At 63.5% G+C, this 23,426-nt stretch carries 22 protein-coding genes; 9 read left to right on the plus strand and 13 right to left on the minus strand.

Annotated features, from left to right (window positions below):
- Positions 1-5: 5 nt before the first annotated feature.
- The 7 genes from QSV36_RS05210 to QSV36_RS05240 form a co-directional block, all read right to left on the minus strand.
- Entirely contained in the window at positions 6-1,328 is a 1,323-nt protein-coding gene (locus QSV36_RS05210; RefSeq protein ID WP_289130504.1) for a Tad domain-containing protein, read from the minus strand.
- Between the two features lie 31 nt (positions 1,329-1,359).
- Positions 1,360-1,635 (minus strand): hypothetical protein, encoded by a 276-nt coding sequence (locus QSV36_RS05215; RefSeq protein WP_289130506.1) that lies wholly within the window; start codon positions 1,633-1,635, stop codon positions 1,360-1,362.
- Between the two features lie 15 nt (positions 1,636-1,650).
- Positions 1,651-3,162, minus strand: coding sequence for a type II and III secretion system protein family protein (locus QSV36_RS05220; RefSeq protein WP_289130509.1), 1,512 nt, complete (start codon positions 3,160-3,162; stop codon positions 1,651-1,653).
- A 62-nt stretch (positions 3,163-3,224) separates the two neighbouring features.
- Positions 3,225-4,037 carry a Flp pilus assembly protein CpaB gene (cpaB, locus tag QSV36_RS05225; protein WP_289130511.1) on the minus strand — a complete coding sequence of 271 codons (813 nt, stop codon included), beginning with the start codon at positions 4,035-4,037 and terminating at the stop codon, positions 3,225-3,227.
- 12 nt (positions 4,038-4,049) lie between these two features.
- Positions 4,050-5,384, minus strand: coding sequence for a DUF8689 domain-containing protein (locus QSV36_RS05230; RefSeq protein WP_289130514.1), 1,335 nt, complete (start codon positions 5,382-5,384; stop codon positions 4,050-4,052).
- Positions 5,385-5,399: 15 nt separating this feature from the next.
- Entirely contained in the window at positions 5,400-5,918 is a 519-nt protein-coding gene (locus QSV36_RS05235) for an A24 family peptidase (protein WP_289130517.1), read from the minus strand.
- A 36-nt stretch (positions 5,919-5,954) separates the two neighbouring features.
- Positions 5,955-6,149 (minus strand): Flp family type IVb pilin, encoded by a 195-nt coding sequence (locus QSV36_RS05240; RefSeq protein ID WP_289130519.1) that lies wholly within the window; start codon positions 6,147-6,149, stop codon positions 5,955-5,957.
- 444 nt (positions 6,150-6,593) lie between these two features.
- Between QSV36_RS05240 and QSV36_RS05245 the strand changes: the two genes are divergently transcribed.
- Positions 6,594-7,475, plus strand: coding sequence for a response regulator transcription factor (locus tag QSV36_RS05245; protein WP_289130522.1), 882 nt, complete (start codon positions 6,594-6,596; stop codon positions 7,473-7,475).
- Between the two features lie 4 nt (positions 7,476-7,479).
- On the opposite strand, the gene QSV36_RS05250 is transcribed toward QSV36_RS05245, so the two are convergent.
- The gene (locus QSV36_RS05250; RefSeq protein WP_289130525.1) at positions 7,480-8,700 is read right to left on the minus strand and encodes a class I SAM-dependent methyltransferase; all 1,221 of its coding nucleotides are present in this window, start codon (positions 8,698-8,700) and stop codon (positions 7,480-7,482) included.
- Between the two features lie 103 nt (positions 8,701-8,803).
- A complete protein-coding gene (locus tag QSV36_RS05255) occupies positions 8,804-9,421 on the minus strand; it encodes a TPM domain-containing protein (protein WP_289130528.1) in 618 nt (205 codons plus the stop codon).
- A gap of 187 nt (positions 9,422-9,608) precedes the next feature.
- On the opposite strand from QSV36_RS05255, the gene bglX reads away from it, so the two are divergent.
- The 4 genes from bglX to QSV36_RS05275 all read left to right on the plus strand — a co-directional run bounded on the left by bglX (position 9,609) and on the right by QSV36_RS05275 (position 16,654).
- Positions 9,609-11,900: a beta-glucosidase BglX gene (gene bglX, locus QSV36_RS05260; RefSeq protein ID WP_289130532.1), complete on the plus strand. Its 2,292-nt coding sequence runs from the start codon at positions 9,609-9,611 to the stop codon at positions 11,898-11,900.
- 81 nt (positions 11,901-11,981) lie between these two features.
- Positions 11,982-13,739 carry a sensor histidine kinase gene (locus tag QSV36_RS05265; RefSeq protein WP_289130535.1) on the plus strand — a complete coding sequence of 586 codons (1,758 nt, stop codon included), beginning with the start codon at positions 11,982-11,984 and terminating at the stop codon, positions 13,737-13,739.
- Complete coding sequence (gene mifR, locus QSV36_RS05270) at positions 13,733-15,067, plus strand: two-component system response regulator MifR (protein WP_289130537.1); 1,335 nt, start codon at positions 13,733-13,735, stop codon at positions 15,065-15,067. The genes QSV36_RS05265 and mifR overlap by 7 nt, the downstream gene beginning before the upstream one ends.
- A gap of 267 nt (positions 15,068-15,334) precedes the next feature.
- Positions 15,335-16,654, plus strand: a complete 1,320-nt coding sequence (locus tag QSV36_RS05275; RefSeq protein WP_289130539.1) for an MFS transporter — start codon at positions 15,335-15,337, stop codon at positions 16,652-16,654.
- Positions 16,655-16,747: 93 nt separating this feature from the next.
- On the opposite strand, the gene QSV36_RS05280 is transcribed toward QSV36_RS05275, so the two are convergent.
- A complete protein-coding gene (locus tag QSV36_RS05280) occupies positions 16,748-17,500 on the minus strand; it encodes a COG4705 family protein (RefSeq protein ID WP_289130542.1) in 753 nt (250 codons plus the stop codon).
- Positions 17,501-17,839: 339 nt separating this feature from the next.
- Between QSV36_RS05280 and QSV36_RS05285 the strand changes: the two genes are divergently transcribed.
- Both QSV36_RS05285 and QSV36_RS05290 read left to right on the plus strand, forming a co-directional pair.
- Positions 17,840-18,127: a hypothetical protein gene (locus tag QSV36_RS05285; protein WP_289130545.1), complete on the plus strand. Its 288-nt coding sequence runs from the start codon at positions 17,840-17,842 to the stop codon at positions 18,125-18,127.
- Positions 18,128-18,246: 119 nt separating this feature from the next.
- Positions 18,247-18,852 (plus strand): flavin reductase family protein, encoded by a 606-nt coding sequence (locus tag QSV36_RS05290; RefSeq protein ID WP_289130548.1) that lies wholly within the window; start codon positions 18,247-18,249, stop codon positions 18,850-18,852.
- Here the strand turns inward: QSV36_RS05290 and QSV36_RS05295 are convergent, their stop codons facing one another.
- Together QSV36_RS05295 and QSV36_RS05300 are read right to left on the minus strand one after the other, a co-directional pair.
- Entirely contained in the window at positions 18,853-19,083 is a 231-nt protein-coding gene (locus QSV36_RS05295) for a hypothetical protein (protein ID WP_225779083.1), read from the minus strand.
- Positions 19,084-19,165: 82 nt separating this feature from the next.
- On the minus strand, positions 19,166-19,459 hold the full coding sequence (locus tag QSV36_RS05300; RefSeq protein ID WP_289130552.1) for a putative quinol monooxygenase: 294 nt from the start codon (positions 19,457-19,459) through the stop codon (positions 19,166-19,168).
- Positions 19,460-19,660: 201 nt separating this feature from the next.
- On the opposite strand from QSV36_RS05300, the gene QSV36_RS05305 reads away from it, so the two are divergent.
- Positions 19,661-20,581: an AraC family transcriptional regulator gene (locus QSV36_RS05305; protein WP_289130554.1), complete on the plus strand. Its 921-nt coding sequence runs from the start codon at positions 19,661-19,663 to the stop codon at positions 20,579-20,581.
- 180 nt (positions 20,582-20,761) lie between these two features.
- Here QSV36_RS05305 and QSV36_RS05310 read toward each other — a convergent pair whose 3' ends face one another.
- Entirely contained in the window at positions 20,762-22,399 is a 1,638-nt protein-coding gene (locus tag QSV36_RS05310; protein WP_289130556.1) for a 5-guanidino-2-oxopentanoate decarboxylase, read from the minus strand.
- Between the two features lie 115 nt (positions 22,400-22,514).
- Between QSV36_RS05310 and QSV36_RS05315 the strand changes: the two genes are divergently transcribed.
- A complete protein-coding gene (locus tag QSV36_RS05315) occupies positions 22,515-23,390 on the plus strand; it encodes a LysR substrate-binding domain-containing protein (RefSeq protein ID WP_289130558.1) in 876 nt (291 codons plus the stop codon).
- The last annotated feature ends 36 nt before the right edge of the window (positions 23,391-23,426 follow it).

Consider the following 23,426-nt stretch of genomic DNA (forward strand, 5'->3'; position numbering starts at 1 on the left):
CGCTCCTAGGAGTCGATGCTCGGTGTGCCACTGCCATTGATGAAGGTTTTGTAGAGCTGAATGATCTGTGGGCCTGAATCGTCTTGCGGCGTGGGCCCAGGTACGTTGTCGCCACCGCACTGCTTGACGAACTGGCCGAAGATCTGCGAACCCCCGCCCTTGTTTTCGGCTGGCTGGAGCACGTAGAAGCAACCGAAACCGATCACCGGAATCGATGACGCCCCGGCGTTCTTGCCCGAGCAGTCGCCCACCACGAGCCTCAGTATCCTGCGCTCGAAAACCCCGCTCGCCTGGCACCCGCTTCCCGCGCCTGCGACGCAAGCGGCGGCACGCGATGCATAGTCGTTGTAGTCGAACAGCTGGGTGCCACCGGCAGACAGGTTGCCATTGCTCGACGCGACCGGTTGGCCCTGGTATTCCACCCGCGCCGGTGTGGCGGCGCCGTTGTACTGGATCAGCGGGTTGTTGTAGCTGGTCACCAGGTCTGGCGGATAGTCGGTGCCCTTGAATGACCCGGTGTAGTCGCCGAAGCGCGTGTTCAGGCCCTGGACGGAAGGGCCGACGGTGTTGCCAGGCTTGGTATCGACGCTGTCACCGACGTTACGGCAGACCGAGCCGCCGCCTGCCATGAGTTCGCCAACGTCCTTGCCACCCGCACCAAAGTCGAGCAGCTGAAAATTGCCGGGGCCAATCGGGTCGCTGTTCTTCGCGGCAGACTTCAACACTTCCAGGTCACCGAAGCGATAGCCCCAGAACATGCCGGCATCCGGGTTGTATTTTGCCGGGTCGCCACACACCAGCAGCGGCGCCAGGTTGCAGGGGCTGGTCGGGCTCGGCCCGGCGGTGGCGATCGCTGCCAGGCTCTTGGCCCCGACAGTGCCGGGGCCGGCTGACTGGGCGATGTTCCAGAAAAAGCCTGCCAGCGAGTAGTTGGGCACCGATACCCGCACATAGCTGGCATTGGCCGGCCCGGGGAAGGAGAACGGCCCGTAGACATTGTCTGCCAGCTCCACCACGGCAAACGCGCCTAGGTTGCCAGCGATGGCCGTCAACAGTTCCTGGTTGCCCGCAGCCTTGGCATTTTCGTTCAGGGTAAACAGCGCGGCATCCCGTGTAGCAGTGGCGGCGTTGCCAGCGCCCATCACCTGGCTCAGCGTCTTTGCGCCACTCAGGGCAGCGGCATCCACGGCGTTCTGCAGGCGTGTCTTGTTCAACAGCATATGGCCACCATCGAGTACCAACGCCGCCATCATCATGATCGCGACCAGGGCGATCACGATGATGATGGTGACTGCCCCCCGCTGCCGGCCTGGCCACGCGGTGAACATACGTTGGGCTCGAGGAGTCATCGTCACGCCCTCAATCGTTGCTGAACTTGATCTGGATCGGCTGGCCAATCTGCTGGGCTTCGCCGGTCGCGCCCCGGTAGCCATTGACCACTTTTTCCAGCAATGGGCCATCGACGCCTGCGGCCGGCAATTCGGTACCGGGGTGGGCGGCAACCTCCTTGTTGGCAATCTGCTGGTAGTGGGTCTGATAGACGCTGTAGCCCAGCGGCCCCACCCGGCCTTCGTCGTAAGCCATGCACCCGGACAACCCCGCTACAAGCGCGCAACACACGATCACGGTTCTCATGCTGGTTCTCTCCGATCAGTTCAGATCATGGCCAAAGTTGCCGCCGCTGACGCCTAGGCTGACGGGCACCGAACGGCCAGGCTCGCTGCCTTTGGTCTTGCCGAGCAGGTAGAAGTCGAGGTCACTGGGTTCGACGAATTTCTCGGTGGGCAGGCGCACCGCCCTGGCATCCACGGGCTTGGCCAGGTGTGGTGTCACCAGGATCACCAGTTCGGTTTCACCGTTGATGAACGACTGGCTGCGGAACAGGTGCCCGAGCACGGGTATATCCCCCAGCCCCGGGAAGCGGCTGACCAAGTCGCGGGTGTTTTCGCTGATCAGACCGGCGATGGCGATCGTCTGGCCATTGCCCAGTTCGACCGTGGACTCGGCGCTGCGCTTGGTCAGCGACGGAATCACCTGCGCCACACCGTCGCCCAGGATGCTGCTCAGGCCCGTGTCGAGCACCAGCGAATTGACGTTGGAAAGCTCGCTCACCGAGACATTCAGGTTGAGGTTGATGCGCCCGGAATCGAGCACCACCGGCATGAACTTCACTCCCACCCCGAATTCCTTGTACTCGACGGTAATGCCATCGTCCTCGGTGATCGGCACCGGGAATTCACCACCGGAAATGAACTCTGCCTGTTGCCCGCTCAAGGTGGTGAGGGTGGGTTCGGCCAGCACCTTGGCAGAACCGTTGTCCTTGGACGCCTCCAGAACCACGTTGAACAGGAAGTCGTCGGACAGGAACTGGGCGAACAGGCCCTTGCCGCCGCCAATCAGCGAACCGGGCGAAAGGATCGAGCCGCCACCTGGCGTCAGGCCCAGCCCCTGCCCATTGTTGAAGCCGCCACCGCTCCAGTTGCCGCCAGAGCCAAGGGCATTGAAGCGCACGTTGAGGTTCTTGATCAGGCTGCGCTGCATCTCGGCCACCTTGACCTCCAGCATCACCTGCTGGCTGCCGCCGACGCTGAGCAGGTTGATCACCTCCAGCGACTGGGCCGGTGCCGCTGCGGCAGCCTCACCCTTGCCTTGCACCACGCTGGAAGTCTGCGCGGCATAGGTCTTGGCCACCTTCATCGCCGTGTCCATGGCCGCAGCGCTACGCACCTGGCCGCGCAGCACCAGCGCGCCCTGGGCGCTGAACACTTCGATGTTCTCCTCGGGCAGCAACTGGTGCAGCTTGGTCTTGAGCCCGGTGAGGTCGTGCACGACTTCCACATCGAAGGTCTCGATCAGGCGATTGCTGGCGTCCCACAGCAGCACGTTGGTCGTGCCCAGGGAACGCCCGAGCAGGTAGAGCTGGGTCGGGCTGGTAATGAGGATATCGGCGATTTCAGGGTTGCCGACCGAGATCTTCCTGACCGCTGTACGACTGCTGATCGTCCGCGACTTGAAGATCGGTACCTGAATCGCATTGCCATTGGCCGCTGGCAGGGAACTGTACTCGGACCCCAGGCCTTCCGCCTGGGTAATGCCCGCGAACAGAAGCTGCATACCCAGCCCGCACAACAGGTACAGCCCTACTCTCTGCCAAGTGTTCATTCACGACTCCTTGCGAGGTGATCTTGTTCCCACCGAAGGTCAGCCATCGGACGCCAGCTGCGTTAAAAGCGTGTTTTCGCTATCTCGATTTCAGTGCCACGGATGATCGTGACCGCCCCCCCGACCGCGCTGCGGTTGAGCACCGGTTTCGGCTGTGGGCTGGCCATCGGCGGCGCGGGCTTGGCCGGCTCGGCAGCGGCAATGGCTGGAGCGGGTTTCTGCGCATCCAGCGGGTTACGCAGGGCCAGTTGCAGTTTCCCTTCGGACTGCGCCTTGACCAGCACCTCGGCTTCCTTGGCCGACATTTCCAGGGTGACGGCACGCACCACCACCGGTTGGGTCTTGTCAGTCCCCGCCGTCTGGTCCACGGCCAACACCCGCAGGTTCTGCAGGATGGTCTCGGACTCGGCCTGGTTACTGCTGCCATTGCTCTGCCGGGTCGCCAGCACATCGACCCGGTTACCCGGCAGAAGGAACCCGCCCACCCCGACCACATCGTCCACGCGTACCGAAATGGCCCGTTTGTCGGGGGCGATCAACGACGCCAGGGTACTGCCACCCAGGTGCTCGGCAACGCGTGCGCTGCGCAGCACATCACCACGCAGCAGGGCGAAGGTGGCGATCTTGCCTTGCACCTTTTCACTGCTGTCGAAGGCATCGTCGGGCACGGTATCCTTGGGCATGCGCACCAGGGTCACCTGCTGGGCCTCGATCATCTGCCCGAACGGGATCTCTACCGTGGCGACCACCACGTTCTTCATGTTGTCATCGGGGCTACCTTTGAGCCGCCCGTTCAGCCAGTTGTTGGCCATCCAGGCGGCGCCAAGCCCCAAGGTCAGGGAAACGGCAACCAGGGTCAGCGTACGGGCACTCATGTGTGCATCTCCTTAGCCAAGGAAGTTGATCTGGACGAAGTAGCTTTGCCAGGCCCATTTCAGTTCCTGCACCGACACTGGCCCCTCGCCACCCAGATAACGCTGGCGGTCGAGCGCCATGCTCAGCAGGTCGCGCGGGTGGCAGGGCACCAGCGGCACACCTTCGGCCTCGTACAGTGCCTGTAGCGCGTAGCGCAACAGCGCCGGGTCGTAAGCCAGCCCCAGGCGTTCGCACTCCTGGCGCCAGATGCGCTCGTACTCATCGACTTTCAGGTAGCTGAACTGCAGCTTGTAGCCAATACGCCGCAGGAAGGCCTCGTCGGCCAGTTCCAGCGGGTTGAGGTTGGTTGAGAACACCAGCACCAGGTCGAACGGCAGCTCGCAATGGCGCCCGCCCCCCAGGTTGAGGAAGTCGCGCTTCTCTTCCATCGGCACGATCCAGCGGTTGAACAGTTCGGCCGGAGCCATGCGCTGGCGGCCCATGTCGTCGATGATGAACAGGCCATTGCTGGCCTTGAGCTGCAGGGAAGCGTGGTACTGGCGGCTACTCGGGTCGAAACGGACATCCAGTTGCTCCATGCCGAGTTCGCCACCGGTGATGACCACCGGGCGTTTGCAACGCACCAGCCGGCGGTCGATGCCTTCGTTGAGCAGCAGGCTGTTCTGTTGGCCCTCTTCCTCCAGGGGCTGATGTACCTGGGGGTCAAAGACCTCGATAACCGACTCGTTGATCTCGATCGCGCGGGGGACCCAGATGGACTCCTCGAACAGTCGGATCAGGCGGCTGCTGACGTAGGTCTTGCCGGTGCCCGCCGGGCCGTAGATCATGATGGCGCGCCCGGAATTCAGGGCAACGCCCAGTTGATCGAGCATACCTTCGGGAAGCACGACGCCCGCGAAGGCGGTTTGCATGTTCTGGGTGTTGATGCAGCCATGGTGGATGGTCTGCAGCTTGAGCAGTTCCCGATAGGCACCTACCGGGAAGGGCGCGGCGCCGATATAGCCGCTGCGCGACAGTGCGTCACGGGCACTGCTGCGGCCACGTTCGGTCAGGCCGTAGCGCAGCGCCTGCCCGCCCGCTTGCACACCGACCTGGCCCAGCACCTCGACGCGGCCGTCCTTGCGCAGGAACGCCAGCACTTCTTCCACCACCGCCCCGGTCAGGGCCAGGCGCTCCACCAGACGCGACAGGTCCAGCGTGCCGGCGTCGTGCAGATGCTTGCACAGCAAATCACCGAGAAAGCTGTCGGCCAGGCCGGTCTCGCGAACCGTACGTGGCTGAGGTGCCAGGCTTTGCACTGCTTCCTTGGCACAGGCGCAGGCACCACTGTCTCTGAGTGCGTACATCGTTAGCCTCCCAGGCTATTGGCCGAGCGGTTGCCAAAAAAGGCTGACAAGAGTGCCGGACAGGATTGCAACCGAATAAGGAAAAGGCTTGCCCGCCACTTCATCCGCCACCGGCGCGAAATAGGCCTGGGCCGTCAACATCAACCAGTAGCGTTGCAAGGTCTGTTTCAACTGTCCGCGTATGAACACTAGCGACATCCCACATATACCGCCGGCAATCAGGCTAAGAAGTGCAGCCGAAAGTGCCTGGTGCGGTGTAAGAAAGGTACCGACCATGGCCATCAACTTAACGTCCCCGGCGGCCATGCCCCCCAGCGCGTACATCGGGATAAACACTGCAAAACCAATGAACATAGCCAGCACGCCAGCACCCAGCCCGGCCACTTCCGCCGCGTGAACCTGGCCTGCCAAGCCCAACCCCACCCCCAGCAAGATCAACAAGTTGGGAATGCGATGGCGGCGAAGATCACCCACCACCGCAATGCCCAACAGCCCTAGCAGCACGACAATGGCGAACAGAGACTCTGCTGACATTGCTGCATCCCCCCTGGGGCCTGGTCATGACTCAGTTCAAGGTGCAGCAGTACCGCCAAGGGCGGTAATCAGCCCGTTGATCTTTACCTTGGCGGCGGCGCCCAGGTTGGTGAAAGCGGTTACCAGGACGAGTGCAATCAATCCACCGGCTACCGCATATTCGACGACGGTCAGGCCGTCTTCATCTTTGACAAACTTCGAGACCGAAGCCTTGATTGTTTGAAGGGTCATTTCGCTCACCTCGCTAAGGACAATGTTCTTCTTCCCGGGCAGTGGTGGTTTGCACTACCTGTTGGGAATCCTAGTCAGCGGGTGGCGCTAGTCGTTAGGAGTTTTTTGCGAATCGCTAGGACTTTTTTGCGGCTTTTTGCCATCACCTGAAAACAATACAAGGCCGATACCAACAAGCGGCGCAAGTCTATGCGAGACGCGTTTTCGTATGCGCTTGCTGGCGTTTCCGGATAAGCATCCGACAATCTCGAGAGATGCCGACAAACGGTTGCCCTGGTGATCTATCCAAAACCGGGCGGAGAGCGTCTGGTATCAGTGCTTTAGCCGAGGTATAGAACCCGATGAAAAAAATTGAACTCGCCTGATAACCAATCATTCGGCAAGCCAATAGGCTATTGTCGATACTGCAACACGTAGGGACACCCGCCAGGAGCAGGTTAAGCCATGATGTCTAACTTGGGCAGAAAGCCGCTGTTGCTGTGGTTCGATCTGACCCGAGATCGGTCCACGGAAGCGTTGATGGCACAGTTCACCCATGTCTGCGATTGCAAGCTGGCAAAAACCGTCGCGCATGCCGAGCGCCAGCAGGCAGACATGATCTGCATGCATTTCGATCGCCCTGACACCCTCAACCTCAACCTGCTGCTGGAAGTGAAGCGCAACTCACCTTCCGTGCCGATCACCATGTTCACGGTGCAGCATTCCGAAGAACTGGCGGTGTGGGCCATGCGTTCGCGGGTGTGGGAATACCTGGTCCTGCCGCTGACCAGCAGCGAGATGAGTCGCTACCTCGATGTCCTGAAGCAGCTGTGCGAGGTCCGTCGCGTTGCCAACCATCAGGCCAATGAAAAGCACATCGATCACCTGCCGTCCCTGCCAGACAGCATTCGCCTGACCAGTGAACACCACAAGCACAGGGCGCTCGGCAAGGTCATGCCCTACATCGACCAGCATTTTCGCGAATGTATCGACCAGAAGGAGCTCGCCCAGCGCTGCGGCATGACCACGGCGCGCTTCAGTCGCCTGTTCAAGGAGGTCAATGGTCTGGGTTTCATGGATTACATTCTGAGCAAGCGCATGAGCCTGGCCATGGACCTGCTGGCCAACAGTCAGATGCCGATCACCAGCATCGGCTATGAGGCCGGCTTCAAGGACCCATCCTATTTCGCCCGCGCCTTCAAGCAGTTCACCAACTGCACGCCCAGCGAGTATCGCCAGGCCAGCCAGCTCGGCGAGGCGATCAGCGAAGCCGATCCGTTGAAGAACGCACTTGCGCGGGTGTTGGACAGCGCATTACCGAATGCGGCCTTCCACAAGACCCGCTGACCGATCAGGTGCCCGGCAGTAACCCATCTGCCCGCAACAAGGTCTCCAGGCAGTGCTCCTGCACCCCATAGAACGCCTTAAGCTGGCCGATCTTCTCCAGCAATGCCGTGCTGTCCGCCACCTGCCGCCGCTTCACCGCAAGAATCATCTTGTTCTTGTTGGTGTGCTCCAGCGAGATGAACTCGAACACCTTGGTTTCATAACCGCAGGCTTCCAGGTACAGCGCGCGCAGGCTGTCGGTCAGCATTTCGGCCTGCTGGCCCAGGTGCAGGCCGTACTGCAGCATCGGTTGCAACAACCCTGGGCTGTGCAGCTGCGGGCGGATCTGCTTGTGGCAGCACGGCGAGCACATGATGATCGCGGCGTTGCAGCGAATGCCGGTGTGGATGGCGTAGTCGGTGGCAATGTCGCAGGCATGCAGGGCGATCATCACGTCGATGGCCTCCGGCACCACGCTGCGGACATCGCCACACTGAAACGCCAGGCCGGGGTGTTCCAGGCGCGAGGCGGCAGCATTGCACAGGTCGACCATGTCCTGGCGCAGTTCAACCCCGGTCACCTGGGCTTCGCGGCCGAGGTTGTTGCGCAGGTAATCGTGCATGGCGAAGGTCAGGTAGCCCTTGCCCGAGCCGAAGTCGGCCACCCGCAGCGCCTGCTCCGCGGCCACCGGCGCGCTGGCCAGGGCATGGTCGAAGACCTCGATGAACTTGTTGATCTGCTTCCACTTGCGCGACATGGACGGAATCAGCGCGCCTTGACCGTCGGTCACGCCCAGGTCACGCAGGAATGGCCGCGACAGCTCCAGGTAGCGCTTCTTCTCGCGGTCATGGCCGCTGCTGGCCGCCTCGCGCGGCGCCTGCGCGCCGTGGCGCTGGAGCATGGGTTTGCCCTTCTTGCTGAAGGTCAGCTGCACTTCGCCGTCGCCGTCGAACAGGTGGGCGTTGCGGAAGCTGCCCGGCAGCAGTTCGGCAACCAGTGCCTGGGCCTGCTCCAGCGCCAGGTTACGGGTGATGTCGCGGGTCTGGTGGCGATAGACCAGCGACAGGCACGCCTGGCCCTTGACCTGCAGCGGCTTGGCAATGATCCGTTGCAGGGTCTGGTCGGTACCGACATGCCGCGCCAGCACCAGTTTGACCAAGGTATTGCCCTGCAGGGCAGTGCTCAGCAGGTCGAGAAACTGGGCGCGGGCATCCGGCGCGGAGGGGGCGGAAGGACTGGCGGACATGGGAAAGCGGTGCCTCGGGTAGCGGGAAGCGCAGGGCGCAATGCGCGCATTCTACAGGGTGGTACCGATCCTGTGGGAACACGGACTGGCGGCGAGTCCCCCATCAGTCGAGAATCACCAGGCGATTAGGCAGCTCATTGCGTGCATGGGTCGGCGGCACATGTTCGCTGAGCAGTTCGCCGCACGCGTCGATGCACTCGACAAAGCCCTGCAAAGTCCGCCCCTGGCGCACCTGCTCGGCAAGCCGGGCGACGATTACCGCGCGGGCCGTGGCGTCCAGGCAGTGCTCGATACCGCGGTCGACCAGGATCTCGACATGCCGCTCCGCCTCGCAGACGAAGATCAGCACCCCCGTCGCACCTGCCGTGCGCTGCAGGTTCTGTTCGCGAAACTGCTGCCGGGCCAGGCGCGAGGCGCGCCAGCGGCGTAGCGCGCGGGGGATCAGCCAACCGGCCAGGCGCGGGTTACGCAGCAACAGGCACAAGCCGACGAACAGCACCACATTCGCCACCAGCAGGCCGCGCCCTCCGGGCCACCCCAGCAGCCAGTGCAGCAGGCCCGGCACGACCAGCGCCAGCAGCGCAGCCCAGAACAGCGGCCAATAGGCGTAATCGTCGGCACGCCGGGCCAGCACCGTCACCAGTTCGGCATCGGTGCGCCGCTCGGCACGGGCAATGGCTTCGGCAACCAGCCGCTGATGGTATTCGTCAAGGGGAGTCATGCCGTCGGTCTCTTGAGCATTTTTATAGTTGTTTTCCCGGCATTCGGGGCTTCGTCCGCTGGCGACAGATTCAGGCATAATCCGCCGCAGGAAGAAAAAGCCTGCGAATCGTACAACAATAGCCGCCTGAAAACCTCGGCCGCGCGCGTATCACTGTCGATACGGCAGAGGCCCCAAAACGGAATTGATGATGAAACTGTCTTTGCTGGGCCTGGCCATGGGCCTTGCCAGTCAGGCGGCCCTCGCCGCCCCCTCCGCTCCCCCCCTGCAGGACAAGCAGGCGTTCATCGACCATCTGATCAGCCAGATGACCGAAGCCGAGAAAATCGGCCAGCTGCGCCTGATCAGCATCAGCCCGGAAATGCCCAGGGAAAAGATCCGCGAGGAAATTGCCGCCGGACGCATCGGCGGTACCTTCAACTCGCGTACTGCACCGGAAAACCGCCCCATGCAGGACGCGGCCATGCGCAGCCGGCTGAAGATCCCGATGTTCTTCGCCTACGACACCGTTCACGGCGAGCGCACCATTTTCCCGATCGGCCTGGGCATGGCTGCGACCTGGGACATGGACGCCGTGGCCAAGGTCGGCCGCACGGCCGCTATCGAAGCAGCCGCCGACGCCCTCGACATGACCTTCGCACCGATGGTCGACATCGCCCGTGACCCGCGCTGGGGCCGCACCAGCGAAGGCTTTGGCGAAGACACCTACCTGACGTCGAAGATCGGCCAGGTCATGGTCCGCTCGTTCCAGGGCAGCAGCCCGGCCAACCCCGACAGCATCATGGCCATCGTCAAGCACTTCGCCCTGTACGGCGCCGTGGAAGGCGGGCGCGACTACAACACGGTCGATATGAGCCTGCCGAAGATGTACAACGATTACCTGCCGCCCTACCGCGCCGCGCTGGACGCCGGTGCTGGCGGGGTGATGGTGGCGCTGAACTCGATCAACGGCGTGCCGGCCACCTCCAACACCTGGCTGATGAATGACCTGCTGCGCAAGGAGTGGGGCTTCAAGGGCGTGACCATCAGCGACCACGGCGCCATCCAGGAGCTGATCCGCCACGGCGTCGCCCGCGACGGTCGCGAAGCCGCCAAGCTGGCGATCAAGGCCGGCATCGACATGAGCATGAACGACACCCTGTACGGTGAAGAGCTGCCAGGCTTGTTGAAGTCCGGCGAGGTGACCCAGGGCGAACTCGACCAGGCGGTGCGCGAAGTGCTGGGCGCCAAGTACGACATGGGCCTGTTCAAGGACCCGTACGTGCGCATCGGCAAGGCCGAAAGCGACCTCAAGGACTATTACGGCAACGACCGCCTGCACCGCGAAGCCGCGCGTGACGTGGCGCGTCGCAGCCTGGTGCTGCTGGAAAACCGCAACCAGACCCTGCCACTGAAAAAGGCCGGCACCATCGCCCTGGTCGGCCCATTGGCCGATGCGCCGATCGACATGATGGGCAGCTGGGCAGCCGACGGCCAGCCCAAGCACTCGGTGACCGTACGCGAAGGCCTGCGCCGCGCCGTCGAAGGCAAGGCCAGGCTGGTCTATGCCAAGGGTGCCAACGTCACCGGCAACAAGGCGATGTTCGATTACCTGAACTTCCTCAACTTCGATGCGCCCGAGATCGTCGACGACCCGCGCCCGCCTGCGGTGCTGATCGACGAAGCGGTAAAGGCGGCGCAGCAGTCGGACGTGGTAGTCGCAGTAGTCGGCGAATCGCGCGGCATGTCCCACGAGTCGTCGAGCCGCACCACCCTGGAAATCCCGGCCAGCCAGCGCGAGCTGATCAAGGCCCTGAAGGCCACCGGCAAGCCGCTGGTGCTGGTGCTGATGAACGGCCGCCCGCTGTCGATCAGCTGGGAGCGCGAGCAGGCTGATGCAATCCTCGAAACCTGGTTCGCCGGTACCGAAGGTGGCAATGCGATTGCCGACGTGCTGTTCGGTGACTACAACCCGTCCGGCAAACTGGCCATCACCTTCCCGCGCTCGGTCGGGCAGATCCCGATGTACTACAACCACACCCGTATCGGCCGCCCCTTCACCCCGGGCAAGCCCGGTAACTATACCTCGCAGTACTTCGAGGAACCCAACGGCCCGCTGTATCCCTTCGGTTATGGCCTGAGCTACAGCAGCTTCGAGCTGTCGGGCCTGAAGCTGTCGAGCAAGGACCTCAAGCGTGGCGACACGCTGCAGGCCCAGGTGACGGTGAAGAACACCGGCAAGCTGGCCGGCGAGACCGTGGTGCAGCTGTACCTGCAGGATGTGTCGGCGTCGATGAGCCGGCCGGTCAAGGAGCTGAAGAACTTCCAGAAACTCATGCTCAAGCCGGGCGAGTCGCGCACCTTGAGCTTCCGCATCAGCGAGGAAGACCTGAAGTTCTACAATGGCCAGCTGCAGCGGGTGGCCGAGCCAGGCGAGTTCAATGTCCAGGTGGGGCTGGACTCCCAGGCGGTGCAGCAGCAGAGTTTCCAACTGCTGTAATTGAGGCGCCTGTGCCGGCCCTTTGGCGGGTAACCCCGCGAAAGGGCCGGCCCCGATATCCCAACCACCCGGATCCACCTCATGGCCTTTTCCTTTCGCGCCCTGCGTCTGGGCCTGATCACCCTGCTGATCGTGCTGGGCACCGCCCTCAGCGCCGGCTGGGCCATGCACCAGGCCAAGCGCCAGGCCATGGCCGCCGACGCGGGGCGCGCCAGCCAGCAGTTGGGCTTGTACGCCAATGCCCTGCACACCCTGATTGACCGTTACCGCGCGCTGCCCGCCGTGCTTGCGCTGGACCCGGAGCTGATCGCCGCCCTGCAGGGCCCGGTCAGCGAACCGCTGCAGGACGCCCTGAACCGCAAGCTCGAGCGCATCAATGGCGCGGCCAACTCCTCCACCCTCGAACTGCTCGACCGCACCGGCCTGGCCATCGCTGCCAGCAACTGGCGCCTGCCCAGCAGCTACGTGGGTTCCAACTACGGCTTCCGGCCCTACTTCAAGCAAGCCCGCAGCCAGGGCAGTGGCCGCTTCTACGCCGTCGGGGTGACCAGCGGAGTACCCGGCTACTTCCTCGCCAGCGCAGTGAACGATGAGCACGGGCGCTTCCTCGGCGCGATGGTGGTGAAGCTGGAGTTTCCCGAACTGGAACGCGAGTGGCGCCAGGGCAGCGATATCCTGCTGGTCAGCGACGCCCGCGGCATCACTTTCATCGCCAACCAGGACGGCTGGCGCTACCGCGAGCTGCAGCCACTCACTGGCGCCGACCGCGCCGAGCTGGCCGAAACCCGTCAGTACGACAAGCACCCGCTGGTGCCACTGCAGCATGAGGTGCTGACCCGCTTTGCCGAAAACAGCACCCTCAGCCGCGTGCACGGCCCGGCGGGCACTGGTGAATACCTGTGGGAAAGCCTGCCGCTGGGCAGCGAAGCCTGGACCTTGCACCTGCTGCGCAAGCCACAGGTGGTGGCCGACGGCCGTAATGCGGCCCTGGCCGCCGCCGCCGTGTGGCTGAGCCTGGTGTTCGCCGCACTGTTCCTCAGCCAGCGCCTGCGCCTGGCTCGCCTGCGCCAGCGCAGCCGGGAAGAGCTCAAGCGCCAGGTCGAAGAGCGCACCCGCGAGCTGCGCACAGCCCAGGAGGGCCTGGTGCAATCGGCCAAGCTGGCCGCGCTGGGGCAGATGTCGGCGGCCATGGCCCATGAGATCAACCAGCCGCTGACCACCCAGCGCATGCAGCTGGAAACCCTGCGCCTGCTGCTTGATCATGGCCGCTACGACGAAGCGCGGCAGGCCCTGGAACCGCTGGAGCAGATGCTCACGCGCATGGCTGCGCTCACCGGCCACCTGAAAACCTTCGCCCGCAATAGCCCGGTCGGGCTGCGCGAGCGCCTCGACCTGGCCACCGTGGTCGACCAGGCCCTGCACCTGCTGGACGCGCGAATGCGCAGCGAAGCGGTGGAAGTGGCCCTGTACCTGGCGCGCCCGGCCTGGGTACGCGGCGATGCCATTCGCCTTGAGCAGGTGCTGATCAACCTGCTGCGCAACGCCCTCGACGCCATGGCCGACAAGCGCTACAAACGCCTGGAGATCCGCATCGAGCCCGACGGCGAGCTGTGGCGCCTGAGTGTGCTGGATTCCGGCGGCGGCATCGACGAGGCCAACCTGGCCAAGGTCTTCGACCCGTTCTTCACCACCAAGCCGGTGGGTGAAGGCCTGGGACTCGGCCTGGCCATTTCCTATGGCATCGTCCATGAGGCCGGTGGCCAGCTGCAGGCCGAAAACCTGCCCGGCGGCGCGCGCCTCAGCCTTGCCCTGCCCCGAGACCTGGAGCCTGTATGTTGAATTCGGTGATGGTTGTCGACGATGAAGCCAGTATCCGCACGGCGGTCGAACAATGGCTGAGCCTGTCCGGCTTCAGCGTGCAGTTGTTCGCCCGCGCCGAAGAATGCCTGGCACACCTGCCACGGCACTTTCCCGGTGTGGTCATCAGCGATGTGCGCATGCCCGGCATGGATGGCCTGCAACTGCTCGAACGCCTGCAGGCCGACGACCCCGACCTGCCGGTCATCCTGCTGACCGGCCACGGCGACGTGCCCATGGCGGTGGAAGCGATGCGCAGCGGGGCCTACGACTTCCTGGAAAAACCCTTCACCCCGCAACACCTGCTGGGCAGCCTGCGCCGCGCCCTGGAAAAACGCCAACTGGTGCTGGAGAACCGCAGGCTGCATGAGCAGGCCGACCTCAAGGCGCGTCTGGAAGGCACGCTGCTGGGGATGTCCCAGGGCCTGCAACAGCTGCGTCGGCAAGTGCTGGACCTGGCCAACCTGCCAGTCAATGTACTGATCCGTGGTGAAACCGGCAGCGGCAAGGAACGCGTGGCCCGCTGCCTGCACGACTTCGGCCCGCGCGCGGGCAAGCCGTTCGTCGCCCTCAATTGCGCGGCCATCCCCGAAGCGCTGTTCGAGGCCGAACTGTTCGGCCATGAAAGCGGCGCCTTCACCGGTGCCCAGGGCAAACGCATCGGCAAACTGGAATACGCCAACGGTGGCACGGTGTTCCTCGACGAAATCGAGAGCATGCCGCTGGCGCAACAGGCCAAGCTGTTGCGGGTGATCCAGGAGCAAAAGCTGGAGCGGCTGGGGGCCAACCAGAGCATCGCCGTCGACCTGCGCATCATCGCCGCGACCAAGCCCGACCTGCTCGAGGAAGCCCGCGCCGGGCGTTTCCGCGAAGACCTGGCCTATCGCCTGAACGTGGCCGAACTGCGCCTGGCGCCGCTGCGTGAGCGGCGTGAGGATATCCCACTGCTGTTCGAGCACTTTGCCCGGGCCGCCGCGGAAAAGCTTGGCCGTGTGACACCGCCCTTGTCGGGCACGCAACTGGCGCAGTTGCTGGCGCATGACTGGCCGGGCAATGTGCGCGAACTGGCCAATGCGGCGGAACGCCACGCCTTGGGGCTGGGCTCGCCGAGCAGCGAGGCGGCGCCAGCCGGGCAGTCGTTGAGCGGGCAAATGGAAGCGTTCGAGGCGCAATGCCTGCGGGCAGCGCTGCGCCAGCATGGCGGCGAGATCAAGGCAGTGATGGAGGCTTTGCAACTGCCCCGGCGCACACTTAACGAGAAGATGCAGCGGCACGGGTTGGTGCGTGAGGACTTTATCGGGCGCGAATGAGCGGAAATCCGCTTATCAACCTGAATGGGTAAGCAAAAAACCGCTCACAAGGAGGTTTTTTTGGGTTGCGTTGCAGCTCTTCATGGGCCCGCCTGCGCCCACATGAAAAAATGCGCCCTCAAGCGTGACGCGGTCCCGCGGCGGGCCCATGAAGGGCCAAGCGCCCCTCTCTGGATCACCACGCACTCATTTGGCACACCTTCTGCAATTGCCTGTGCAAGCCGCGCCTCGGCGCGCTCCACAAAAACAACGAGAAGGTATCCCCTGATGGATAACGCCACCACCCTGCCCGCCGGGGCGGCCACCGTGCCCGCCGCGGAAAAAACCACCGCCAGCCGCCTGAAGTCGATCTTCAGCGGGTCCATCGGCAATATGGTCGAATGGTACGACTGGTACGTCTACGCAGCATTCTCGCTGTACTTCGCCAAGGCCTTCTTCCCGGCCGGTGACGCCACCGCACAAATGCTCAACACCGCCGCGATCTTCGCCGTGGGCTTCTTCATGCGCCCGATCGGTGGCTGGCTGATGGGCCTGTATGCAGACCGCAAAGGCCGTAAGGCCGCCTTGATGGCCTCGGTGCTGCTGATGTGCGCCGGCTCCCTGATCATCGCCCTGACCCCAGGTTACCAAACCATCGGTGTGGCCGCGCCAATCCTGCTGGTCATTGCGCGCCTGATGCAAGGCCTGTCGGTAGGCGGCGAATATGGCACCTCGGCCACCTACCTCAGCGAAATGGCCAGCAAGGACCGCCGTGGCTTCTTCTCCAGCTTCCAGTATGTGACGCTGATCTCCGGCCAGCTGATCGCCCTGGCGGTACTGATCGTACTGCAACAGACCCTGACCACCGAGCAGCTGTATGCCTGGGGCTGGCGCGTACCTTTCGTGATCGGTGCGCTATGCGCCGTGGTGGCGCTTTACCTGCGTCGCGGCATGGAAGAAACCGCCTCCTTTACCAAGAAGGAAAAGGCCAAGGAAAACCTGATGCGCACCCTGCTGCGCCATCCGAAGGAACTGCTGACGGTAGTCGGACTGACCATGGGCGGCACCCTGGCCTTCTACACCTACACCACCTACATGCAGAAGTACCTGGTCAACACCGCAGGCATGAGTATCAGCGACTCGACCACCATCTCGGCCGCCACGCTGTTCCTGTTCATGTGCCTGCAGCCGGTAATCGGTGGCCTGTCCGACAAGATCGGTCGTCGCCCGATCCTGATCGCCTTCGGGGTACTCGGCACCCTGTTCACCGTACCGATCCTCAGCACCCTGCACACCATCCAGACCTGGTGGGGCGCGTTCTTCCTGATCATGGCAGCACTGATCATCGTGAGCGGCTACACCTCGATCAACGCCGTGGTCAAGGCCGAACTGTTCCCCACCGAAATCCGCGCCCTGGGCGTGGGCCTGCCGTACGCCCTGACCGTGTCGATCTTCGGCGGCACCGCCGAGTACGTGGCCCTGTGGTTCAAGAGCATTGGCCTGGAAAGCGGCTTCTACTGGTATGTCACCGCCTGCATCGCCTGCTCGCTGCTGGTATACGCAACCATGAAGGACACCAAGCAGCACTCGCGGATTACCACCGAATGAGCGTGAGCTTGCCGTAATAAGGGAGGGCGCACCGTTCGCGGGGCGCCCTTCTTCTTTCGTCATTCACTGTGCACTGGGCTTTCATCGCCGAGCTCAGGACATCTCCAACGCCTGACGCGGTTCCCGGCGCTGATACCAGGTAGCCATTAGCACCAGTAGCAGCAGCACCCCGCCCAACACTGCCGAAGAACCGACCGTACCGAAGTCGAGGCCACCCTTTTCATGCGGCTTGGTGAGGAAATCTCCCAGCGTTGCACCGAACGGACGGGTGAGCACGAAGGCCACCCAGAACAACACCACACCCGGTATGCGCGTCCAGTAGCGGGCCACTACCACCAGAGCGATGGCGCTGCCGATCAGCAGGGCGCCGCCGGCAAAGCCGAGCCCCGAGTCATCTGCCAGGTAATCGCCCAAAGCAGTGCCCAGCGTGTTGGAAAACAATATCGCCACCCAGTAGAACAGCTCACCCGCACGGTTCCTGATGCGGGTGACGTCCAGCGGGTTGCCGCTCAGGCGCCAGGCCAGGAAGGTCAGCAGCAGGATACCGATGAGCAGCGCAGACCCCGCGGCGTAGCCCAGGCCGAGGGTGCGGTCCATGAAGTCGGACATGGTGGTGCCGGCGGTGCTGGTGGAGAGGATCACCAGCCAGTACAGCATCGGGTGGTAGCGGCGCGAGTACAGCTGGCCAAGCAAGGTCAGCAGGAACACGCTGATCAGCAGCAACGAGCTCAGTGCGTAGCCGATGTTCAAGGTCATCGACAGCAAGTCGCCCGCCGTTTCCCCAAGGGTGGTAGCGCAGATCTTCATGACCCAGAAGGCCAAAGTGATTTGCGGAAGTTTGTTCATTGTTGTGCCGCTCCGGTCTGAAATGCGGCGATGGTGCTGAGCAGCGTCTGAAAAATCGGTTTGCAATAAATGAAAAATGCGTTGGCCTGCCTTGGATGACAGATTTTTCATTTTTAACGTCCCATTAATTCTTCGCTTCCAAGCTGCAATGGCTGGCAGGACGTTGGCGCGCAGGCACGCAACAGGGGCATGAACACTGCCGGCTCACCGTATGTGCAGACAGATACATCGAATAAACAGATATTTAATCGCTATTTTTTGCGCTTTTTATCTAATTAATCGGCGTAGCATCAAGCCCATAGAAACAAGCAACCTCTCAAACCTACTGGAGCAACGACCATGAAAAACCAACTGATCCTCACCCTGGCCCTCTCGGTTTTCGCTGCTGGCGCCTTTGCCGAAGATGGCTTCAACCGCACCAACGCCCACACCTTCGCAGCGGCACAGAGCCAATCCGCGACCTACGCTGAAGATGGTTTCGACCGTACTGGTGGCCAGCGCTTCGCCGAAGATGGCTTCGACCGCACCGGTGGCCAGCGCTTCGCCGAAGATGGCTTCGACCGCACCGGTGGCCAGCGCTTCGCCGAAGATGGCTTCGACCGCACCGACGCCCACCGCATCAGCTGATCCACTGATACGCGCTACCAGCCCGGCTTCGGCCGGGCTTGATCATTTGCAGGCGAGCACAGGCTTGGCACACTAGGCGTCTTGTCCACCAGGAGGTAGGGCCAGCAAGCCCAGCACAGATGTACTACTACGAACCCGCCAAAGGCCACGGCCTGCCCCACGACCCGTTCAACGCCATCGTCGGCCCCCGCCCTATCGGCTGGATTTCGTCACAGGACCGCGAAGGTCGGCTGAACCTGGCCCCCTACAGCTTTTTCAACGCTTTCAACTACATTCCACCGATCATCGGCTTCTGCAGCGTCGGGCGCAAAGACAGCCTGAACAACATCGAGCAGACCGGCGAATTCGTCTGGAACCTGGCCACCCGCCCGTTGGCCGCGCAGATGAACCAGAGCTGTGCGCCGGTGGCCGCCGAAGTCAACGAATTCGAATTGAGCGGCCTTACCGCCACGCCGTCGCGCATCGTCAGCGTGCCGCGCGTCGGCGAAACGCCGGTGGCCTTCGAGTGCAAGGTCAGCCAGATCGTCCAGCTCAAGCGGGCCGACCAGGAACTGGTGCCCAGCTGGCTGATCCTCGGTGAAGTGGTGGCGGTGCACATTGCCGAGCACCTGCTGAACAACGGCATCTACGATACCGCTGCCGCCGAACCGATCCTGCGTGGCGGTGGCCCGGCGGACTATTTCGAACTGGGCAACCTGTTCAAGATGGCCCGGCCGCCGGCCTGATCACCAGACCAGTTCACCTTCGTCGCTGACGCCCTGCAGGCGTTGCAGCTCGGCGCTGGCCGCTTCGTCGGCGGCCACGGCGCCCTTGAAAACCTGGCCGTCGAGCACCTTGTGAAAACGCGGCGCGCCGCCCATGCCCAGGGCCTTGACCGCAATCGCGGCGTGGTAACCGCCTTCCACCGGAACCATCGCCGAAACCGCTTCGAAATGCGGGAACTCCCTACGTGCCATGTTGCTATCCGCCTGATTGATCGAGGGCCGGTATTTTACCTTATTCGTCTGTACCGGCCCTACCGCCGGTACAGGCAACAGCTCAATCGAAGGTATGCAGGTCCAGGCTGCTAACCACCTGAGTCTGCACCAGCTCACCAAACACCTCCAGCGTCGGCGAAGCAAAGTACCCGCTCATCGCCTGTTGGTTCTGCCAGCTACCACTGAGCAGCCACAGGTCGGCATCGGCCTGCGACCGCTGCACGGTGAAACTCAGGCAACCCGGTGCCCGCAACGAGGGTTCGAGCAAGTCACGCAGGCGCGCGCCCAGCTCTGCCGAGCGCCCGCTGCTGGCACGGATGAAAGCAAGGTGGGTGACCGGTCGTGTCGGGGTCATTGCACAATCTCCTTGAAGCAAGCGGACGGAAAACCAGGCTGCCAAGGTTAGGGCCTGCCCCGTGCGACGCGTTAGGCCATTACTGCCTGTCGATTGCCTGATCCTGCAGCGTGGCAGGATCAGGCAATCGACAGGCAGCTTTCGACTAGCGTCCGCCATTGCCCAAACCTATGCTGCGTCGGTCAGCAGAGGAAAGCCATCATGACCATTGCCACGTCCATCGACCCCACCCTGGAACTGCAACGCCAGGAACTGGCCGAGCTGATCCAACGCCATGCAGGTGAGCCCTACGGCCCGGCGTCGGCCATCGATGACCTGTACCTGGTGCGCTACACCGAGAATGTCCGCTCGGTGCCGACCCTGGCCCAACCCGCCCTGTGCATCCTTGCCCAAGGCAGCAAGAGCCTGTTCCTCGGCGACGAACAGTATGCCTACGACCCGCTGCACTACATGGTGGTGTCGGTGACCTTGCCGCTGAGCGGCGTGCGCCTCGATGCCAGCCCCGAGCACCCCAGCCTGGGGTTGCGCCTGGACCTGGACCCGGCCGAGATCAGCCAGTTGATCGCCGAAAGCGGGCCGATGCTGGTGCCCAACCGGCCGTCGGGCCGTGGCCTGTATGTGGAAAGAACCGACGCTGCGTTGCTGGACGCCCTGCTGCGGCTGATTCGCCTGCTGGACACTCCACGCGACATCGCCATGTTGGCGCCGCTGTTTCGCCGAGAGATTCTCTATCGCCTGTTGCGAGGCCCGCAGGGCTACCGGTTGTATGAAATTGCCCTGGCCAACAGCCAGACTCACCGGGTGTGCCAGGCCATCACCTGGCTCAACCAGAACTACCAGTTGCCGCTGCGCATCGAGGATCTCGCGCGGATAGTGAACCTCAGCACCTCGACCTTGCACCACCGGTTCAAGGCGGTGACCTCGATGAGCCCGTTGCAGTACCAGAAGCAACTGCGCTTGCAGGAAGCCCGCCGGTTGATGCTGAACGACGGGCTCGAAGCGGCGGTGGCGGCCTATCGGGTGGGCTATGAAAGCCCGTCGCAGTTCAGCCGGGAATACAGCCGGCTGTATGGCGCGCCGCCGATCCGGGATGTGGCGCGGTTGCGGGCCACTGCCGGCTGAGTTCGGCTTTGCCTGTACTGGCCCCTTCGCGGGTAAACCCGCTCCCAAAGGGACCGCGCCAGCTTTTGGAAATTGAGCAAGACAGTTGCTTACACGGGTACTGCACAGATGCTTAAAACTGTGCAGTACCTGTAGGAGCGGGTTCACCCGCGAAGAGGCCGGTACAGGCAACAGCGCTACTTACCCGCACACAGCCCCCTGCCACTGGTTCTGGTCAACCTGGATCAGCGTCGGCCCCTTGCGCTCCACCGCCAGCATCAGCGCCGCCTGCAGCTGCGTCACATCGGCCACATGTTCCGCCGCGGCCCCCAGTGCCCGCGCCACGCCAAGGAAGTCCGGCGTATGGATATCCACCCCGACCGGCTCGATGGCACGGTTGACCATGTACTTCTTGATCTCTTCATACCCCTGGTTATTCCACAGCAGCACGATCAGCGGCACCTGCGCCTCTACTGCGCTGGCCAACTCTGGCAAGGTGAACTGCAAACCACCATCCCCGATCAGGCACACCGCAGGCGCACGCTCGCCATGCTGCTCGGCGCTGCCCAACCAGGCACCCATGGCTGCCGGCAAGGCATAACCCAAGGTGCCGTAGCCGGTCGAGGCATTGAACCAGCGGCGTGGCTGGTCCATGTCCAGGGTCAGGTTGCCGGTGTATACCGGCTGGGTCGAGTCACCCACCAGCACGGCATTCGGCAAACATTCGAGGATGGCTTGCAACAGGCGCGTCTGGCTCAAGGTTGGCTGGTCCCAGCCGGCCGCCAGCGCCTGGCGCAGATTGGCCACGCGGGCAGCCCCCCAGGTGCTTTCGCGCACGGGCTGCGGTTGCGCCTGCAAGGCGCCGAGCAACGCCGCGGCTGCCAGTTCGGCATCAGCCACCAGCGCCAGCTCGGGTAGATAGTTGCGCACGGTCTGGTCCGGGTCGATGTCGATGCGCAACAGAGCGCCCGGGATCGTGAACCCGCCCTTGAAGGTCACGTCATAATCGGTTTCGGCCAGCTCGGTGCCGATGGCGAGCACCACATCGGCTTCCGCCACCAAGGCACGCGTAGCTGGCAGTGACTGGGTCGAGCCGATCTGCAGCGGATGGCTGGAAGGCAGCAAGCCTTTGGCATTGATGGTCAGCGCCATCGGGGCCTGCAAGTGTTCGGCCAGGCGTGCCAGCGCAGCCCCCGCAGCCAGGGCACCACCCCCGGCGAGGATCAGGGGCCGCCGTGCAGTGGCCAGGCGCTCGGCCATCTGCGCCACCGCCTGCGGCGCCGCCCCGGCCCGGCTGCCACGCACCGGGCGCCCAGGCAGCAGGTGATCAGCCGGTTCGACCAGCACATCCAGCGGGATCTCGATATGCACCGGCCGTGGCCTCGCCCCCTCGAACACGGCGTACGCCCGCGCCAGCACCTGGGGCAAGTCATCGGCACTCATCAAGGTGTGGGAAAACGCCGCTACACCCGACACCAGCGCCGCCTGGTCAGGCAACTCGTGCAGCTTGCCGCGGCCACCGCCCAGTTGATTGCGGGACTGCACGCTGGAAATGACCAACATCGGAATCGAGTCGGCATAGGCCTGGCCCATGGCGGTGGTGATGTTGGTCATGCCCGGGCCGGTGATGATGAAGCATACCCCGGGCTTGCCACGGGTGCGCGCATAGCCGTCAGCCATGAACCCGGCCCCCTGCTCATGACGCGGGGTGATATGGCGGATGGACGACCCCGCCAGGCCGCGGTACAGCTCCACGGTATGCACGCCAGGGATGCCGAAGACATGGTCCACGCCATAGCCTTCAAGGAGTTTGACCAATACTTCGCCGCAAGTTGCCATTGGGGTCCACCGTGAATCCTGTTGGGTTAAGGCCGTTATTGGACCCAAGCCACGGCTACTCCCACAATGCAAAAAAACGCATACTAGCCATGTCCTGGGATCATGGCTTAGCACAATGAAACGCCTTCCGCCGCTGCCTGCGCTGCACACCTTTCTGGTCACCGCCCAGCACTGCAATTTCACCCGTGCCGGGCAGCAGTTGCACATTACCCAAGGTGCCGTCAGCCGGCAGATCGCAGCGCTCGAGGAGCACCTGGGTTATGCCCTGTTCCAGCGCCAGGCGCGCGGGCTGAGCCTGACGCGCGAGGGCCAGGACTGGTTGCCACGGGTGCAGCAGGTATTCGCGTTGATCGAACAAGGGGTACGGGAGGTGGGCGGGCGCAGCGTCACCTTGCAGCTCAAGGCGCCGACCTGCGTGATGCGCTGGCTGCTACCGCGCCTGATGGAATGGCAAGCGCTACGCCCGGATGTGCCGGTAGAACTGACCACCACGGTGCAGCATGGGGTGGACCTGCGTCGCGAGGGCTTCGATGCGGCGGTGGTCTATGGTGATGCACCAAACCATGGGCTGCGCGTGCGCAAGCTGTTCGATGAGCAGCTGACGCCGGTCTGTGCGCCCTCGCTGCGCCAGGGGCCGCGGCCGCTGCAGCAGGTTGAAGATCTGGCCCGGCACATGTTGCTGCACCCGTCGCGGGATGAGCACGACTGGCGCCTGTGGTTGCAGGCGGCCGGGGTGACACTGGCCAGTCAGGGGCCGAAACAGCATTTCGAGACCCTGGACATGGCGATGGCCATGGCCGCGCAGGGCACCGGCGTAGCCATCGGCGACTGGTCGCTGATCGGCGATGACTTGCGCGGGGGACGCCTGTGCATGCCGTTTGCGCTCAAGGTAATGACCGGCAAGGGGTATTACCTGGTGAGCCAGGCCAAGGGCTTGCCACCGGGGTTGGTGGAACTGCTGGATTGGCTGGAACGCCAGGCCGCTCTGTGACGGCCCATGCGCGGGTTTATCCGCGCATGGGCGCCG

Origin of the sequence: Pseudomonas sp. BCRC 81390, from assembly GCF_030341915.1 — a bacterium.
In the GTDB taxonomy this organism is placed as follows: domain Bacteria; phylum Pseudomonadota; class Gammaproteobacteria; order Pseudomonadales; family Pseudomonadaceae; genus Aquipseudomonas.

Bases quoted from the DNA above. Each gene is read 5' to 3' on its own strand.
- QSV36_RS05210 (WP_289130504.1), bottom strand. From the start codon at position 1,328: ATGTTCACCGCGTGGCCAGGCCGGCAGCGGGGGGCAGTCACCATCATC.
- QSV36_RS05215 (WP_289130506.1), bottom strand. From the start codon at position 1,635: ATGAGAACCGTGATCGTGTGTTGCGCGCTTGTAGCGGGGTTGTCCGGG.
- QSV36_RS05220 (WP_289130509.1), bottom strand. From the start codon at position 3,162: ATGAACACTTGGCAGAGAGTAGGGCTGTACCTGTTGTGCGGGCTGGGT.
- cpaB (WP_289130511.1), bottom strand. From the start codon at position 4,037: ATGAGTGCCCGTACGCTGACCCTGGTTGCCGTTTCCCTGACCTTGGGG.
- QSV36_RS05230 (WP_289130514.1), bottom strand. From the start codon at position 5,384: ATGTACGCACTCAGAGACAGTGGTGCCTGCGCCTGTGCCAAGGAAGCA.
- QSV36_RS05235 (WP_289130517.1), bottom strand. From the start codon at position 5,918: ATGTCAGCAGAGTCTCTGTTCGCCATTGTCGTGCTGCTAGGGCTGTTG.
- QSV36_RS05240 (WP_289130519.1), bottom strand. From the start codon at position 6,149: ATGACCCTTCAAACAATCAAGGCTTCGGTCTCGAAGTTTGTCAAAGAT.
- QSV36_RS05245 (WP_289130522.1), top strand. From the start codon at position 6,594: ATGATGTCTAACTTGGGCAGAAAGCCGCTGTTGCTGTGGTTCGATCTG.
- QSV36_RS05250 (WP_289130525.1), bottom strand. From the start codon at position 8,700: ATGTCCGCCAGTCCTTCCGCCCCCTCCGCGCCGGATGCCCGCGCCCAG.
- QSV36_RS05255 (WP_289130528.1), bottom strand. From the start codon at position 9,421: ATGACTCCCCTTGACGAATACCATCAGCGGCTGGTTGCCGAAGCCATT.
- bglX (WP_289130532.1), top strand. From the start codon at position 9,609: ATGATGAAACTGTCTTTGCTGGGCCTGGCCATGGGCCTTGCCAGTCAG.
- QSV36_RS05265 (WP_289130535.1), top strand. From the start codon at position 11,982: ATGGCCTTTTCCTTTCGCGCCCTGCGTCTGGGCCTGATCACCCTGCTG.
- mifR (WP_289130537.1), top strand. From the start codon at position 13,733: ATGTTGAATTCGGTGATGGTTGTCGACGATGAAGCCAGTATCCGCACG.
- QSV36_RS05275 (WP_289130539.1), top strand. From the start codon at position 15,335: ATGGATAACGCCACCACCCTGCCCGCCGGGGCGGCCACCGTGCCCGCC.
- QSV36_RS05280 (WP_289130542.1), bottom strand. From the start codon at position 17,500: ATGAACAAACTTCCGCAAATCACTTTGGCCTTCTGGGTCATGAAGATC.
- QSV36_RS05285 (WP_289130545.1), top strand. From the start codon at position 17,840: ATGAAAAACCAACTGATCCTCACCCTGGCCCTCTCGGTTTTCGCTGCT.
- QSV36_RS05290 (WP_289130548.1), top strand. From the start codon at position 18,247: ATGTACTACTACGAACCCGCCAAAGGCCACGGCCTGCCCCACGACCCG.
- QSV36_RS05295 (WP_225779083.1), bottom strand. From the start codon at position 19,083: ATGGCACGTAGGGAGTTCCCGCATTTCGAAGCGGTTTCGGCGATGGTT.
- QSV36_RS05300 (WP_289130552.1), bottom strand. From the start codon at position 19,459: ATGACCCCGACACGACCGGTCACCCACCTTGCTTTCATCCGTGCCAGC.
- QSV36_RS05305 (WP_289130554.1), top strand. From the start codon at position 19,661: ATGACCATTGCCACGTCCATCGACCCCACCCTGGAACTGCAACGCCAG.
- QSV36_RS05310 (WP_289130556.1), bottom strand. From the start codon at position 22,399: ATGGCAACTTGCGGCGAAGTATTGGTCAAACTCCTTGAAGGCTATGGC.
- QSV36_RS05315 (WP_289130558.1), top strand. From the start codon at position 22,515: ATGAAACGCCTTCCGCCGCTGCCTGCGCTGCACACCTTTCTGGTCACC.